The sequence below is a fragment of the [Ruminococcus] torques ATCC 27756 genome (genome assembly GCF_000153925.1).
In the GTDB taxonomy this organism is placed as follows: Bacteria; Bacillota; Clostridia; order Lachnospirales; family Lachnospiraceae; genus Mediterraneibacter; species Mediterraneibacter torques.
Genome location: NZ_DS264344.1, coordinates 146,191 through 162,570, shown reverse-complemented (window position 1 = coordinate 162,570; position 16,380 = coordinate 146,191). Strand labels below are relative to the sequence as shown.

Below are 16,380 nucleotides of genomic sequence, written 5' to 3'. Positions count from 1 at the left end.
TGTCATTCCCCCGTCTTTTAGTCTCCTGCAATTCCTTCTCCGAGATTAGCTGCGCTTCCGGTAATTAATTCACCGGCTGTTTCAGGATTAAAATAGACTTTTGCAATATCTCTGCCGATCTCTGATGCATATCCCGAATTATAGCCATAAGTAATGCGGACTGCAATCGATAATTGAGGCTGTTCGGCCGGAGCATATCCTACAAATAATACATGGTCGGCATGCAATTCGTTATGTTGGGCAGTACCGGTTTTTCCCGCCATAGAAAAATCAAGGCCTGTAAAAGTGGTTGAGCTTGCAACCATCTGTTCCATTCCCTGGTGAATAAGATCCCATGTGCTGGAATTGATTTCATCCATTGTACTGTCTACTTCTGCAGAATAATCTTTAATAAGATTTCCCGCCGCATCTGTCGTTTTATCGATAAGCGTCAGATCATAAACAGTTCCGCTGTTTGCAACTGCGGTTACATAACGGTTCAGTTGACTTACCGTAAAGTTGTTCGTACCTTGTCCGATTGCAGATTGAATCGAATATTCATCAGATATCTGCGGTGCAGCTTCCGGTATTTCTACGCCGGATTTCCTGTCTAAGCCATACATAGCCGCATATTTTCTCAACTTGTCTGTTCCAAGATCACTGTCATAGTTTCCATTGGAATTGATTCCCATATTGTATCCCAGTTGATAATAAAAGACGTTGCAGGAATGCTGCAATGATTGAACAACATTCAACGCTCCGTGACCTCCCGGATAGATCCAACATTTCGGACTCGGAGTAACCGTATTAAATGAACCGCTGCAATATGTTGTTGTGTAAGCGTCAATATACCCTTCTTCCAGTCCGGCTGTGGCCGAGATCATTTTAAAAGTTGATCCCGGAGCTGTTTTTTCCTGTGTGGCACGGTTATAGAAAATATTTGCACGTCCGGTATTAAGCTGATTGTAGTAAGCGGAATCCATTGTATTTGCCAGACGGTTATTATCATATCCCGGATAAGATACACATGCCAGAACATCTCCGCTATTTGGATCTGTAACTACAATTCCGCCGGAACACGGCTCTAAAGCGAGCTGCCCGGGCGTAATCTGCAATGTTTTAATCTTATCATATAGCCAGCCATAAGCGTCTGTCGTTCCGTTTAAAAGACCGTTATACGCATTCTCATCCATTGGCAGTACGCCTTGTTCATAAACGATCGCACAGATCTGTGCGCCGGTGACACTTCCTGATTTTATAAGATATTTGTAGAGAAGTTTGTCGAAATTACTGTCTTCCTTTAAATATTCTTCAAGGTATGCCAAAACACCGCTATAAATCTCTTCAGAACTCGAATAAGCGCTGTCTCCCAACTTTGAGGTATCGATCCAGTTTTTGGAGATTGCATAATTTAAATACCGGTTCAAACTAATTGTCTCTTGCGTTGCCCAGGCAATTTGTGTTTCATCTTCTGCTTCGATCTTGTCTGACATCAGGATTCCTGTCGTTTGTTTTAGAAGAGTATCGCATATATAGTCCATATAAGCTTTCATTTCTTTTGAAAGATCTTTATATGCCGGAGCATTTTCGTTCTGAAGCTGTGCCATTAATTCGGAAAGTATCTCGGCTTTTTTCTGAGTAAACGTATTATAGACAGCCTGTTCGGCAGGTTTTGCGTCTGTTCTTCCGAATTTTTTCATATCGATAATCTCATTTGCAATAAATGAATTATATGCATCTCCTACGGGAATTTTAATATATTTCGTATCTTTTTCCGCAGAAGGATCATAGTCTAATACATTGCTTAATTTGCTTAAAACGATTCCGGCAAGTTTTTCTTCCAGAAGTTTATAAGCAGAAATCTGTAAATTTTTATCGATCGTAAGGTAGACGTCATTTCCTGCTTTCGGATCTGTCATACTTACAGTATCGGTTACTTTCCCGAGATTATCTACATAGAATGTCGTTTTACCTTTTTCGCCCTGAAGAACGCTATCGAACGTGTGCTCAATGCCTGATTTTCCAACAATATCCGACAAAGAATATCTCTTTTTTTCATCATCGCTTAGATCATCATATTCTTCCTGCGATATCTGACCCGTATATCCGATAATCGATGCAAAATATTGACCGTCAGGATAACGCCGCAGGGAATCCTCAGAAATATCTACTCCCTGAAGGGAATCCTGATTTTCCATAATAGCCGCTGCCGTAGCATCACTGACATCGGAAGCAAGTACGGTTGTAAGCCATTGCTGATAACTATTCAGTCCCATAGCATAACGCATATTGACCATTTTCAGAATATATGCGGCGTCATGTTCGGAATAATCCAATCCGTATCGTTTGCATAAATAATGTACGATCTGCTCGGCTGTCTTATTTTTTTCTTTTTCTGTAAGATCATCAATAAAACTTTTTCCATGCACATCCGCCACAAAACGAAGTCTGGATGTTTCGTTTGTCTCGGCGAATTGATAACTACCCGATGAATCAAGAATGATTCCGAAATTGTCGATCACACTGTCTCCGTTTTCTTCAACGATCGAAAGCACACTGTCAAGCGTATCATTTAATATTTTGTTTTTATCTTCGGTTTTAGTGTCTGTAGGGATGATATCCTCGATCGTCACGGAATAAGCCAATTCATTGTAAGCAATCACTTCTCCGTTACGATCAAAAATATTGCCTCTGGTTCCGGGTACAGTTCTTGTCTTTCTTATTTGCAGCTCATAATTTTCCAAGTAATCTTCTCCGCGCACGATCTGAAGATAAAAAAGTCGTCCGATCAATATCGAAGATGTAAGGCAAAAGACAATAATGAGAACGATCAACCTTGAACTCATCAAATATTCAACAGCTTCTTTTATTCGATCTATAATTCTTCTAAACAAATTTACTTGCACTCCTTTTTTCTTCGGCTTCAAGTTTATGATTGATAAACAAAAGAAGCGGATAAACTCCAAGCGTTATTACAATCGTGTAAATCATCTCAGGAACGATGATCCGGTTTAAATAGTAGGTAAAACGAAAATCGCTGTTTAGCAGAAATGTGAAGAAATATATAGTGATTCCATAAAGGAAGTCACTGACCGCTATAAGAAACAGGGGAAGTTTAATATCTTCGTCATAGAACATCTGCTCAAACAAGCCATTTAGGAAACCAACTACAAGATAGATCAAAGCGTAAAATCCGATCATCTTTCCAAATTGTATATCAATCAAAAGTCCCGATAAAAATCCGACGAGCATTCCGGATTTTGAACCTCTCATAAATCCAAATGACGCAGTGACGATTAATAGAAGATTCGGCTTGATTCCGGCAATATCAAGTACCGGAAATACCGTACACTGAAGTACATATGCCACGAGAATGACAAGCGCCGTTATAAAAATGCGTTTGACCTTCATTCTTTTCATATTTTAATCTTCATTCCTTTCTTTATATGTCCGTCTGTAAAGAAACTCATTCTGTCTTGTTTTCACCTGTAAGTTCTGCTTTTGTTGTCGTAATAACAAGCACTTCCTGAATATTTTTAAAATCGACTGCCGGTGTAATGTATCCCGAACGCGTCAGATTATTTGAGTCTACATTTACTTCACTGACCGAACCGATCAAAATACCTTGAAGATACTTATCGCTGATATAAGACGTCACAATCTGATCGCCTACAGCGACTACATTGTCATTGTTTTCCATCTGGGAAAAAGCGATCTGACCTGTTCCCATAAGCGCCATATCTCCGCTTACGATACATGTATCCGAAGTAGAAATCGCCATTGCGCTTATATTGGAAGAATCGTCGATGATCGAGCGTACTTTTGCCCAGGTAGGACCTACATCTGTTACGATCCCGACAAGTCCGCTTCCTGCAAGGACATTCATGTTGACTTCAATACCGTCTTTACTTCCTTTGTCTATTGTAAATGTACCGAACCAGTTTCCGGCGTCTTTCCCGATCACATGGGCGGCTGTTTTCTCATATTCGGCATAATTCTGATCCAGTTTATATAATTCCTGAAGACGTTCAAATTCATAACGCTCTTCCTGTAAATAGTTATTTTCTGTTGTCAAAGCATCAACTTGTTCCCTCAGTTTTTTATTTTCTGATTTTAGTTGTTTCATCGTTGAGAAATTGTCTTTCATATCTCCCATCCAGCCACCGATCTGATTCATCCCTTGTTGGAGTGGGATTACCGTAACATTTGCAACCGTCTTAAACGGACCGCCGACTTTGTCAGAGAAAGAGGAAAGCACCATCATAAGCACACAAAATATGGAAAGCCCAAGCAGGATATATCTGTTTGTATGAGACATTTGATTTTTCTTTTTCATTACCTTAACCACCTATAATCTTCGTCTAACATCGAATAAGTGAGCTTTTTATAATACTCCTTGTCCAAAATGATCTTTTGAAGTCCTTTCACAGCACATAATTCGGGTTCGTCAACAGTTGTAACAGGAAGACCGACACGTTCTCTTATGTATGTAGGAAGTCCTTTTAAATTTGTCAGTCCTCCGGTAAGATAAATTCCTTTTTCTTCGATTGCCCTTCTTACATCCGGAGGCGTTCTATCTAACATTAGTTTAATCGCACGGACGCATTCATCAAGGGGGTCTTTTATTGCAGCGCGGACAATTCCTATAGATACATCGGTCTGCGAAGGAACACCGGTCACAAGATCTCTTCCTGACACGGTAATCGTACTGTTTGTGCTTTGCTCAAAAACCCCGAATTTTTTACGAAGCATTTCAGCAGTTGTCTTTCCTATGAGAAATTCTTTATTATGACGTACAAGTCCTGTGATCGCAGAATCGAAATCATCACCGCCTATTTTTAAAAGACGGTTTAAGACAAGTCCGCCGGATGAAAGAACTGATAATTCTGTAATACCGCCACCGAAGTTTGCAATAAAAATTCCCTTTTCTCTAAAAATATCAATGCCTAAACCGACTGCATCAGCCAGTCCTCTTTCGACAATACGGACTGATTTTGCTTTTGCCTCTGAATGCAGAACCAAGTCGCAAAAAGCTTTTTTTTCAACTTCCGTAACATCTGTAGGAACGGCAACAACGTATTCCGATCCCCAGACTGAACGTTTTTTTGTTCTTAACAAAGTACCGAGCAATGTCTGCATATTATCAAAACGGGCGATCACACCGCTTTTCATCGGAAAGACAACTTCGATATCATCAGGAGCCTTCTCGTACATTTCATATGCTTTGTCACCGATCGCAAAAATATTTTTTTTATTTTTAATTGCAATAACGTCTCTCTCCCGACAAATCTTATCCTGCTTTTTATCAAATACTTTGATCTCATATGTGCCGAGATCAAGTCCGTATATATTTCCAAACATATTAACCAACCCTTACTTTAAATAAAATACTCTCCCTTAATAAAAACTGTATACTTCAATCTTATATTGCGCAGTATGCTATTTTCCGAAAAACCCTTTTTCTTTCATACTTACAAAACAGTTATCACCGATAACGATATGATCGAAAAGGCGGATGCCAAGCAGTTCCCCGGCTTCATAAATTCTTCTTGTTATCATTACATCTTCTCTGCTCGGAGTGGGATCTCCGCCGGGATGATTATGAAGCAGTATGATTCCGTAGGCGTTTCTTTTGAATGCTTCGATAAACAATTCCCTCGGAGATACAAGTGCACTGTCTATCGTTCCTTCCGAAACATTACACTCCCCTATTAATCTGCAGCGTGTATTTAAAAAGATTAATTTTAATATTTCTCTCGTCCTGTGACGCATATCTTCCATGTAATAATCGGCGATCGTGCGCGGGGATGAAAAATCAAGTTTTCCGACTGTGCTTGTACGTGCCAGCCGTTTTGAAAGTTCTGACAGACATACAAGCTGGATTGCTTTTACTTTCCCGATCCCCTTAATCTGTATCAATTCGTCGAGAGACCATTTGTGTATCCCTGCCAGTCCATTATGAAAGCCGTTTTTGTAGAGAAGCTTTCGTGAAAGTTCTAATGAATTTTCCCCTTTTGTCCCTGTGCGTATCAAAATTGCGAGAAGTTCTGTGTCTGTCAGATTCTCTGCTCCGAATTTTTCACATTTTTCATAGGGACGATCTTCTTTGTACATTTCTTTGATCGTATTGATTTTTTCCATTTTCTCACTTTATAATCAGTGCGATGATACAATACAACGATATATTTTAGCACAATTTAAAAAATGTGTATAGAGATTGTTCCTTAAAATTCTGTGAAGATTCAGACACTATCGGGAGCAGAGAAGGTTTTTATAATCGCTTCCGCAACTTTCATGCCGTCCATAGCCGCAGAAGTAATGCCGCCTGCATATCCGGCTCCTTCACCGCACGGGTAAATCCAGGGAAAAGAAGAAGTAAAGTCTTCTTTTCTGAATATTTTTACAGGTGAAGATGTTCTGCTTTCTACACCGGAAAGTATGACGTCATCATGATCGAAGTCTTTGATCTTTTTCCCCATCGCACGAATCCCCGATTCAATCGATTCTGCAAGTTCCGGAGGAAATATATTGCGCACATTGCCAAATACATATTTCCCTTTTATGTTCGGAGTAACATTTCCTGTCTTTACTGATATTGTCCCTGTGCAGAAATCGGCAAATCGTTGTATCGGAACATTGCCGCCGCCTTCTTCCCATGCCTTTTTTTCGAGCCGTCTTTGAAATTCCATCCCGGCAAGAGGATGATCAGATCCATAATCGTCTTTTGTTACGGTAACGATCACAGCGCTGTTTGCATTTTCTCCGGCTCTGTCATGATAACTCATGCCGTTAACGGCTAGACGTCCTTGCTCGGACGACGCATTGACAACATATCCGCCGGGACACATACAAAACGTGTATACTCCTCTTCCGTTTTCAAGCTGTGCTGTCAGTTTATATGCTGCGGCACCAAGCGGGCCTCTTTCTTTTCTGCCATACATCGCCTCATCTATCATATCCTGTCTGTGTTCCGCGCGGACACCTATGGCAAATGATTTAGATTTCATTGCAACATTCCGGTCAAAAAGCATTTGAAATGTATCTCTTGCACTGTGTCCGACGGCAAAGACAGCAGCGTCGGTTTCTATCCGATGGCATCCGTTTACGATCAGACAGTTTTCTTTAGGAAGGATATCTGTTACCTGCGAATGAAAAAGGAATTCCCCACCGAGTCGGATAATTTCTTCTCGCATTCTTTCTACCACTTCGATTAAAATATCTGTTCCTATATGAGGCTTGCTTTCCCATAAAATTTCTTCCGGGGCTCCGAATTTTACAAATGTTTCTAGTACGAAACGATTTCGTCCGAATTTATCTTTGACAAGAGTATTTAATTTCCCGTCTGAAAAAGTGCCTGCACCACCCTCTCCAAACTGTACGTTTGAGGCAGTATTTAATATGCCGTCTTTCCAAAATTGTTCTACAACCTTTTGGCGTTCTCTCACAGGCGCGCCCCGCTCGATCACAAGAGGTTCGTATCCTTCAAAGGCAAGTAAATACGCGCAAAACAGGCCCGCCGGTCCACTTCCTATAACAACAGGTCTTTTCCGGAGCTTTTTGGCGCCGTGTTCGGGAATATGATAGTTTTTTTCCTGAACAGTTTGTAATTTCCCTTTGGAAATTTTTTTTACATGCTCTTCATTTGCAACGATAAGATCAACTGTGTATACGTAGTAAAGTTCCGGTTTTTTCCGGCCGTCAACAGATCGTTTTCTAATAAAAAACTGCTTCAGATCCTGCTCTTTTATATGAGCTGTTTTCAGAAGTTTCTTTTTTAATTGTGCTTCTGTATGCTCCACAGGGAGCTTTAGCTGACTGATTCTTAGCATCTTTTACCTCCATTATTGCTATATGATTAATTGTATCAATACGTCACCGGAAGTGTTCAAAGGCGCATTCCGGGATTGTAAGCGGTCATCGAAGTTGCGGATCCGTCACCCGGACTTCTGTTTATCACCGTTACAAAAAGAGCCGGTTTCCAAAAGAAATCGACTCTTATCTGAAAACAATCAGAAATAAAATAATTCTTCAAATTTTTTATCCAATGCAATACATATAATCAGCGCCAGTTTTGCAGTCGGATTAAACTGTCCTGTTTCAATCGAGCTGATCGTATTGCGGGATACTCCTACCATTTCTGCAAGCTCTCTTTGTGAAATCTGTTTCTTGGCACGCGCCTCTTTTAAGTTATTTTTTAAAACTAATTCATTTTCCATAATTCACCTTAAAGAAATTCCATAAGATAGTGTCCGGGATTCAAAATTCTGAAAATCGTAAGTCCGATACAAAAGATCAGTAAAATCCCCTCGGCAATCCGCCATTTCTTTTTATCAATCAAATAATACTTTAAATTCAAAGCAAACTGACTTAAAAACATGATGAAAAAGAGTGTTCCGCCAAAAACAATTTCCCTTTGTCCGATCCAGAGTTTGCCGGTAATAATTCCGAACACTTCACAAGTGCACAAAAGCAAAAACCCGGCTGAAACGATGAGAAGCGAACTGTGCTCTGCACGATTTCTTTTTTGTAAAACAGATTCTTTATCCATAATAATACCTCCCATCTTGCCAAGTTTACTTGTTGATTTAATTATATCATACCAAGTTTACTTGTCAAGAAAATCTGCGTATTTAGGATTTCATTTTAAGATTTTCAGAAATCTGCTGAATTAATCGAGATCTTTTACCGTGATTTCTTTTCCGTCTTTCCATGCACGTTCAATGTTATAAAAATCTCTGCTTTCTTTATCAAACACGTGAATGATCACATCTCCGAAATCAAGCAGTATCCAACTTCCCGATGCGCGCCCTTCTCTCTGACGAAGAGAGAATCCTGCTTTATGCATTTCTTCTTCCACGTTGTCGACAAGAGCTGTCACCTGACTTGAGCTGTTTCCGTTAGCAATTACAAAGTAATCGCCAAGAGTAGATACTTCTGCAATATCTATGATTTTAATATCTTCACCTTTTTTTTCATTCAATGCATCATAGGCGATACGTACCATTTTTTTTGACTGAGTCATAACTTTCCTCCGTAAAACTCATAAGTTTTTATTGTCATAGGATCAATTTTATTCCCGTTATCTTCCAGATAACGTATAGTTCGTTCGGAAGACAAACAGATTGCCTGATCGATATTTTGAAATACTATTTGTCGAATTTTAGAAAGTCCCGGAATTTCCCTCCGATTGGGTTCAATATAATCTGCAATATAAAGAATTTTTTCCAACATTGTCATTTCCGGTCTTCCGGTCGTATGATAAGTGATAGCATCGAGCACTTCCCTATCTTTAATGCCATATTCATTTTCAGCCAGATAAGCGCCCAGTTTTGCATGGATCAGCGCAGGCATGGAGTGTTCTAAATCAGTCAGCGTTATTTTATATTTTTCACACAATTTTAACTGCTCTTTTGCGGAACAATATTTTCCGCAATCATGAAGCAGTCCGGCAGTCATTGCCTTTTCGATGTTTGCCCCGTAACGCATAGCTAACGAAGCAGATGTATACATAACGCCGACTGTATGCTCGAAACGTTCTTTTTTTAACTTTTTTGATAATTCCTTTTTTATATGAAGCAGTTCTTCTTTCATTTTTATTCCTACCCCTTCTTATTATGCGTACTGCTTATCTGTATTCGATTGAGGAGGGATACAGATATATCCGTTATAAGAATTCGTTTGTTTGATAAAGTTCATGTTCTTTTATATAATTTGAAACAGAATCGGGAACGATATAACGTATGCCGCGTCTCATTGCCGCTCGCTTTCTTATAGTCGTTGATGAGATTTCCAAAAGAGGCGCTCTGAGCAATTCGATTTTTGCGCCATAGCGCTCTTTGAGATAAGAGATCTGTTCCTGCATTGTACGAACATCCTTATCATCTCTCATAGCGGCAAGAATTGTACATGTCGGAAAAATCTCCTTAAAATATCTCCACTCTTCGATTGCAAAGAGTGAATCTGCGCCCAAAATAAAATAGAATTCACATTCGGGATACATGCGATTAAATTTCTGCATAGTACTGTAAGTATACGAATGTACATCTGTTTCGGCTTCGGAAAGATCTATTTTAAAATGAGGCATATCACTGATCGCAAGTTCGATCATTTTAATTCGATGTGCAAGAGCTTTTTTACTTTCGTCCGTTTTCTTGTGGGGCGGATTTCCATTCGGAAGAAACCAGATTTCATCTAACTTAAAATCTTCATAAGCAAACTCTGCGAGAAGCAAGTGTCCGATATGAATCGGATCAAATGTTCCGCCCATGACTCCTATTCTCATAATGGCAGGATGATCTTTTTCTTATCATCTTTTCCTTCACGGTATAAAACGATTTTTTTACCGATCACCTGTACAACTTGAGAACGTGTTCTTCCTGCGATGATCTCAGCCAATTCTCTCGGATCATCCCCGCAGTTATTAAGCACGCTGATCTTAATGAGTTCACGCGCTTCTAAAGCTTCTGAAACAGCCTCTGTCAGTCCCGGACTCATACTTGATTTTCCAATCTGAAAAATAGGTTCGATTTTCATCGCGAGACTTTTCAGATAAGCTCTTTGTTTTGTAGTCATATTTATCTCCTTCCTTTTAAGAATATTTTTTCGTGAACACTCTTGTTTAAAAAAATCATTTGTAATAATCAAATTGAAGACCATACATTTTCACCGTATCACCTTCTTGTATTCCTTTTGCTTCTAACTCATCAAGGATTCCCGTTTCTTTCAAAAACTTCTGGAAGAAAGCAAATCCTTTTTCAGAATCAAGATTTGTATATCCAAGCATTTTTTCGATTTTGGGACCTTCGACTATATACATACCGTCTTCCAGTTCTACAGTATACGGAAGTTCCTCGTAGATAAGTTCGTCTTCAGGGAAATATTCCTGCTCAAAAACAACAGTCTTGCGATCCATCGTTTCTAACTGAGCGCTGACATAATAAAGCAGTTCGGAGATACCTTTTCCCGTAACTCCCGAAATAGGAAAAACTTTGATGCCCTTCGGCTCAAATTCCTTTTTCAAACGTTCTGTAGGATCTTCATCAGCCTCAAAAATAAGATCAGTCTTATTTGCGGCGATCACTTGAGGACGTTTTGCGATTTCGGGATTATACGCTTCCAATTCCGCATTAATCTTATAAATGTCATCAATCGGATCTCTGCCTTCTGTGCCTGCGGCATCAACAACATGGATCATCAATTTTGTTCTTTCGATGTGACGTAAAAACTCATGACCTAATCCGACGCCTTCAGACGCTCCTTCGATCAGTCCCGGAATGTCTGCCATCACAAAACCTTTTGCACCTTCAAGATCTACTACACCCAGATTCGGACTTAATGTTGTAAAATGGTAATTGGCAATTTTGGGTTCCGCGTTTGTCACACGGGAAAGTAAAGTAGACTTTCCTACATTCGGGAATCCGATCAGTCCCACATCTGCGATTACTTTCAATTCAAGTTTTACTTCCAATTCCCTTGCAGGTTGTCCCGGCTGTGCATATTTCGGAACCTGCATTGTCGATGTGGCGAAATGTTGGTTTCCAAGTCCTCCTTTTCCGCCTTTTAATACAATCTGTCTGCGGTTATCGCCGGACATATCGGCAATAACTTTCCCTGTCACAGCTTCTTTGATCACTGTTCCCTCCGGAACATAAAGGATAAGATCTTTCCCGTCTTTTCCGTGGCATCGCCGTTTTCCGCCCGGTTCTCCGTCTCCTGCCGCATATTTTCGTTTATGGCGGTAATCTACAAGCGTATTTAATCCTTCATCGATTGCAAAGATTAAATCTCCTCCGCGTCCTCCGTCTCCGCCGTCGGGTCCGCCGTTCGGTACATAGAGTTCTCTTCTGAAACTGCAATGTCCGTCTCCGCCCTTGCCGGAACGGATATATATTTTCGCTCTGTCTGCAAACATAATTTCTCCTTTATCTTTCCTGCTTTGTATATCAGGAAGAATCAAATGATAATTGTTACCGAAAAACTTCATTAAAAGTTTATCTCATGTATAGAAACAAAAGCCCCAGACAAAAAGTCTGGGGCTTATACTGCCTGTTATACGAGTGAAAAGTTCCGGCAAGACTTTTCGTCAAGTCCGATTATTCAGCTACCGGATAGATAGAAACCTGTTTCTTATCTCTTCCTTTTCTTTCATATCTTACTACACCGTCTACGAGAGCGAACAAAGTGTCATCTCCTCCGCGTCCTACGTTCAGACCCGGATGGATCTTAGTTCCACGCTGTCTGTAAAGGATGTTTCCAGCTTTTACAAACTGTCCGTCTGCTCTTTTGGCGCCCAGTCTCTTAGACTCGGAATCACGTCCGTTCTTTGTAGAACCTACTCCTTTTTTATGAGCAAAAAACTGAAGATTCATTTTCATCATGGTACTTACACCTCCTTGAAAATAATGTCAATGTATGATTCATACTCTTCACTGTCTTCTATATCTTCCAGACCAAGAATCATGGAATCCAGCAATAGTGCGGCGTCATGCGATGGATGATCTTTGAAACGAAATTCAACAGTTCCGCTGTTTTCATCAGAAACACAACTTGTCTTATCATCCGTAAAACGCTCGATTGAATTCAGTGTATTAATGACAAGTACCGAAACCGCTGCGCATACGATATCTTTTCCGATATCGTCATATCCAGCATGTCCGGACATATCAAACCCTGCATATTCATGCCGCATGGTCTTATAAACGGTTACCTCAATCATAACAAAAGTTATTATGCGTTGATCTTGTCGATCTTAACAGCTGTATACTGCTGTCTATGTCCGTTTTTCTTGTGGTATCCTGTTTTTCTCTTATACTTGTAAACAACAACTTTTTTCGCTTTTCCGTCACCGATTACGGATGCTGTAACTGTAGCTCCTTCTACTGTAGGATTACCTACGACAAGCTTATCGCTGTTTACTGCGAGCACCTGGTCGAATGTATAAGTTTCTCCGGCCTCAACACCAAGTTTTTCTACTTTAATGATATCGCCTTCAGCTACTTTGTACTGTTTACCACCTGTTGCTATAATCGCGTACATATAGCACCTCCTATTATCATTACTCGCCAATTACGGTGTCTGTTTTACAGAACTTGAACCTCATTGTGCGGCATACTGTTAGAATATAACATATCATTCTGGAACAAGTCAATAGTCTTCCGGTAAATTTTTTAATTTTTCGTAACAATATTCCATAATACTCTTTCTTGTAACAATTCCGATAAATTTCTTCTGGTCGTCTACGACAGGAACAAAATTCTGATTCATTGCTTTTTGCAGAAGATCTTCCATATCTGAATTAATTGATACGGCTACATAATCTACTTTTCGTGGAAAATCTTGTATAAATATATTTTCCGCCTCTTTCAAATTCAGATTCGTATATCTTTTGATTCCCCAAAGAAGATCTCCTTCCGTAATTGTTCCGACATATTCGCCCGATTTATTCAGCATTGGGATAGATGCATATTTATGATACTCCATTGTCTCAAGAACCTGTCTTAAAGTGCCATAGTCGTGAACATAAGCCACTTCGCTTTTTGGTTTTAAAAAGAATAAGATATTCATTGTATATTTCCCTTTCCACACATAAACGCATCAAAATGATGCGTTTATTGAGTATAGATCTTATGCGGTTTTTTAACAAATTTTTCTTGATATATTCTTCCTATAATGGTAATCCAATAAAAACAAACGGATATAGATTTTTATATCTGGGTAAGGACAAAAATTTCATATAACGCACGGATCGCATTTTTAAAATCATCATGTCTGACTCCGATAATGATATTCAATTCACTTGATCCCTGATCGATCATTTTGACATTGATATGTGCGTGGGCAAGTGCGGAGAAAATGCGGCCGGCAGTTCCTCTTGTTGATTTCATACCGCGTCCTACTACGGCAATAAGCGCAAGATTAGACTCCAGTTCGATATGATCCGGATTTACCGCTTTATGGATATCCGCTAAGATTTTCTGTTCTTTTTCCTCAAAGACATCTTTGTTTACGAAAATCGACATTGTATCAATACCCGATGGCATATGTTCGATAGAAACTCCGTTATCTTCAAATACCTGCAGAACTTTCCGACAAAATCCGACTTCCGAATTCATCATTGCTTTTTCGACTGTGATTGCTACAAATCCATCTGTTCCTGCAATTCCGGTAATCGTATATTTCGGCTGACGACATGTTCCTTCAACAATTAATGTTCCTTTATCCTGCGGTGCATTTGTGTTCCGGATATTGATCGGAATCCCCGCTTTTCTTACAGGAAAGATCGCATCCTCGTGGAGCACGCTCGCTCCCATATATGAAAGTTCACGAAGTTCTTTATAAGTAATTGTTTCGATTGATTTCGGATTTTTTACAATGCGGGGATCCGCGATCAAAAATCCGGAAACATCCGTCCAGTTTTCATACAGATCCGCCTGTACTGCCAAAGCTACAAGAGATCCCGTAATATCTGATCCGCCTCTTGAAAAAGTTACGATCGTTCCATCTTTTTTTGCTCCGTAAAATCCCGGAATTACAGCTGTTTTACAATCCTGAAGCCGCTCGGATAAAAGAGTATTCGTAACTTCATCATTGAAAGAACCGTCATCATTAAAACGGACAACTTCGGCAGCATCCACAAACTCAAAGCCGAGGTAAGCAGCCATGATCTTTCCGTTTAAACATTCTCCTCTGGAAGCGGCATAGTCAGCTCCCGCCTTGTTACTGAAATTTTCTTTAATTTGTACAAAATCAAGATCAAGAGAAAAATCGAGATTCAATCCATCAATAATCTCCTGATATCTTGCGTGAATATTATCAAGCTGTTCTGAAAAATCTTCTCCGTTGGCTGCACTTTCATAACAGGCATAGAGCATATCTGTTACTTTTGTATCTTTTGGAAATCGTTTTCCCGGCGCAGACGGAACAACATACCGTCTTGTATCATCTGCTGTAATGATCGCTCCGACCTTTTTGAACTGATCTGCATTTGCCAGAGAACTTCCCCCGAATTTTACTACTTTTTTCAATCTTCTTTCCTCCAAATGTAGAACTCACGCAGCGCTTTTTCGCTGCTTTTATTTATCGATCCATTTCTCTTCTCATGAATAATGAGAAAAATTTTTGTAAGCGCAATTTTCAGCGCGCTTTCGGTAAAATATTATAACGCCTCGATCTCTGCTTGTAAATAATTTTCCTGTTCATAAAGCGGTTTTCTTACTTTTTTTCTTGTGATTTCTACAAGTCCGAGCATCGTCATGTCAACCAAAGTAGTCGGAATCGGATCTTTCGACAAAAAGTTTCGGAATTCTTTTAATAATATCCCGGTATCTTCTTTTGATTCAAGATTTACAAAATCTACAATAATGATTCCTGACAGATTACGCAGACGAATCTGCTTCGCCGCTTCTTGAGCAGCCTCCATGTTTACTTTCATCGCTCCGGCGCTGTTTTTCGATTTTACTGCCATCTTCCCGGAATTTACGTCAATGACTGTCAAAGCTTCCGTTGGCTGGATAATAAGATATCCGCCGTTTTTCAACCATACAAACTCTTTCAACGCCTTTTCCAATGCGGTTTCTGTAGAATACAATTTGCAAAGTGGAAAATCAGGATTCTCATAAAGTCTGAGAAGTTTTACTTTTTCAGGAAATTCTGTAAGAAAGTATTCTTGTATTTCCGTATACAAGTCTTTTCCTTCTATGACGATTTCTTCCATTCCTTCCATGTATACGTTTTTTAAGTCTGATATATACGTCGGAGGAGCCGATTTCAAACGTGAAAAAGCAACTCTTGACAATGCTGTATTTAACAACTTTTTATATTCTTCTTTCAGACGTTCAATTTCGTCTTCGACCTCCTGAAACGGTACGCCTTTTGCATTTGTCCGTATAATGATGCCGAACTGTTCATTTTTCATACGTGACAGGCGGTCTTTGAATTCATCCCGAAGCGCCCGTGGAATTTTTGAAGATACGCCGATCCGGGTGTTTCCATGAGTTAAGACGGCATATCTTCCCGTGAAGCTTAAATGAGAAGTTACAGTAGGCGCTTTCGTTTTTACCGCTTCCCGGCTGATCTGTACGACAAGTTCATCGCCGATACAAAGTGGTTTTTTCCCGGATTTATGGGTAAAATATGCGTTTTCTGCATCTTTCAAATCAAAATAACAGTTTACTCCTTTTGTAATTTCTATAAATGCCGCACCGATATTTTGGACAATATTCTGCACTTTCCCGATGTAAATATCCCCTAGTTTCCCCGGAGGTACTTGCTCTTCATTGATACTGGTATGTATTTCAACAATATCATCATCTTCAATAAGGTATGTCCGTATTTTATTTTTGCTTTTTTCTATTAGTATTTTTCGTTTCAAACCAAAATCCTTCCCATGTCATTACAGATTTA

At 39.6% G+C, this 16,380-nt stretch carries 19 protein-coding genes; all 19 read right to left on the bottom strand.

From position 1 onward, the window contains the following. Positions 1 to 17: 17 nt before the first annotated feature. On the bottom strand, positions 18 to 2,825 hold the full coding sequence (locus RUMTOR_RS00925) for a penicillin-binding transpeptidase domain-containing protein (protein ID WP_004845120.1): 2,808 nt from the start codon (positions 2,823 to 2,825) through the stop codon (positions 18 to 20). A gap of 40 nt (positions 2,826 to 2,865) precedes the next feature. After that, positions 2,866 to 3,399 (bottom strand): rod shape-determining protein MreD, encoded by a 534-nt coding sequence (gene mreD / locus RUMTOR_RS00920; protein WP_004845119.1) that lies wholly within the window; start codon positions 3,397 to 3,399, stop codon positions 2,866 to 2,868. Positions 3,400 to 3,445: 46 nt separating this feature from the next. Continuing rightward, on the bottom strand, positions 3,446 to 4,315 hold the full coding sequence (mreC, locus tag RUMTOR_RS00915) for a rod shape-determining protein MreC (RefSeq protein ID WP_004845118.1): 870 nt from the start codon (positions 4,313 to 4,315) through the stop codon (positions 3,446 to 3,448). After that, positions 4,315 to 5,340, bottom strand: a complete 1,026-nt coding sequence (locus RUMTOR_RS00910) for a rod shape-determining protein (protein WP_004845117.1) — start codon at positions 5,338 to 5,340, stop codon at positions 4,315 to 4,317. Before RUMTOR_RS00910 ends, mreC begins: the two co-directional genes overlap by 1 nt. Positions 5,341 to 5,418: 78 nt before the next feature. Next, positions 5,419 to 6,120: a RadC family protein gene (gene radC / locus RUMTOR_RS00905; RefSeq protein WP_004845116.1), complete on the bottom strand. Its 702-nt coding sequence runs from the start codon at positions 6,118 to 6,120 to the stop codon at positions 5,419 to 5,421. Positions 6,121 to 6,221: 101 nt separating this feature from the next. Beyond that, positions 6,222 to 7,808 carry an NAD(P)/FAD-dependent oxidoreductase gene (locus tag RUMTOR_RS00900; protein WP_004845115.1) on the bottom strand — a complete coding sequence of 529 codons (1,587 nt, stop codon included), beginning with the start codon at positions 7,806 to 7,808 and terminating at the stop codon, positions 6,222 to 6,224. A 180-nt stretch (positions 7,809 to 7,988) separates the two neighbouring features. Then, a complete protein-coding gene (locus RUMTOR_RS00895) occupies positions 7,989 to 8,195 on the bottom strand; it encodes a helix-turn-helix transcriptional regulator (RefSeq protein WP_004845114.1) in 207 nt (68 codons plus the stop codon). A gap of 8 nt (positions 8,196 to 8,203) precedes the next feature. Further along, entirely contained in the window at positions 8,204 to 8,527 is a 324-nt protein-coding gene (locus RUMTOR_RS00890; protein ID WP_009320590.1) for a hypothetical protein, read from the bottom strand. 120 nt (positions 8,528 to 8,647) lie between these two features. Further along, positions 8,648 to 9,001 carry a ribosome silencing factor gene (rsfS, locus tag RUMTOR_RS00885; RefSeq protein ID WP_004845112.1) on the bottom strand — a complete coding sequence of 118 codons (354 nt, stop codon included), beginning with the start codon at positions 8,999 to 9,001 and terminating at the stop codon, positions 8,648 to 8,650. Further along, positions 8,998 to 9,570 carry a bis(5'-nucleosyl)-tetraphosphatase (symmetrical) YqeK gene (gene yqeK, locus RUMTOR_RS00880; protein WP_004845111.1) on the bottom strand — a complete coding sequence of 191 codons (573 nt, stop codon included), beginning with the start codon at positions 9,568 to 9,570 and terminating at the stop codon, positions 8,998 to 9,000. Before yqeK ends, rsfS begins: the two co-directional genes overlap by 4 nt. Before the next feature lie 73 nt (positions 9,571 to 9,643). Further along, positions 9,644 to 10,261, bottom strand: coding sequence for a nicotinate-nucleotide adenylyltransferase (gene nadD / locus RUMTOR_RS00875; RefSeq protein ID WP_004845110.1), 618 nt, complete (start codon positions 10,259 to 10,261; stop codon positions 9,644 to 9,646). After that, on the bottom strand, positions 10,258 to 10,551 hold the full coding sequence (gene yhbY / locus RUMTOR_RS00870; RefSeq protein WP_009242659.1) for a ribosome assembly RNA-binding protein YhbY: 294 nt from the start codon (positions 10,549 to 10,551) through the stop codon (positions 10,258 to 10,260). Before yhbY ends, nadD begins: the two co-directional genes overlap by 4 nt. A 55-nt stretch (positions 10,552 to 10,606) precedes the next feature. Then, complete coding sequence (gene obgE / locus RUMTOR_RS00865) at positions 10,607 to 11,890, bottom strand: GTPase ObgE (protein ID WP_009320591.1); 1,284 nt, start codon at positions 11,888 to 11,890, stop codon at positions 10,607 to 10,609. A gap of 181 nt (positions 11,891 to 12,071) precedes the next feature. Then, positions 12,072 to 12,356, bottom strand: a complete 285-nt coding sequence (rpmA, locus tag RUMTOR_RS00860) for a 50S ribosomal protein L27 (RefSeq protein ID WP_004845107.1) — start codon at positions 12,354 to 12,356, stop codon at positions 12,072 to 12,074. Positions 12,357 to 12,361: 5 nt separating this feature from the next. Continuing rightward, positions 12,362 to 12,694: a ribosomal-processing cysteine protease Prp gene (locus RUMTOR_RS00855; RefSeq protein ID WP_004845106.1), complete on the bottom strand. Its 333-nt coding sequence runs from the start codon at positions 12,692 to 12,694 to the stop codon at positions 12,362 to 12,364. A gap of 11 nt (positions 12,695 to 12,705) precedes the next feature. After that, the gene (gene rplU / locus RUMTOR_RS00850; protein ID WP_004845105.1) at positions 12,706 to 13,014 is read right to left on the bottom strand and encodes a 50S ribosomal protein L21; all 309 of its coding nucleotides are present in this window, start codon (positions 13,012 to 13,014) and stop codon (positions 12,706 to 12,708) included. Positions 13,015 to 13,122: 108 nt separating this feature from the next. Further along, positions 13,123 to 13,542 carry a CBS domain-containing protein gene (locus RUMTOR_RS00845; protein WP_004845104.1) on the bottom strand — a complete coding sequence of 140 codons (420 nt, stop codon included), beginning with the start codon at positions 13,540 to 13,542 and terminating at the stop codon, positions 13,123 to 13,125. 140 nt (positions 13,543 to 13,682) lie between these two features. Continuing rightward, on the bottom strand, positions 13,683 to 15,002 hold the full coding sequence (locus tag RUMTOR_RS00840) for an aspartate kinase (RefSeq protein WP_009242662.1): 1,320 nt from the start codon (positions 15,000 to 15,002) through the stop codon (positions 13,683 to 13,685). 131 nt (positions 15,003 to 15,133) lie between these two features. Further along, positions 15,134 to 16,348: a ribonuclease E/G gene (locus RUMTOR_RS00835; protein WP_009242663.1), complete on the bottom strand. Its 1,215-nt coding sequence runs from the start codon at positions 16,346 to 16,348 to the stop codon at positions 15,134 to 15,136. Positions 16,349 to 16,380 lie beyond the last annotated feature (32 nt).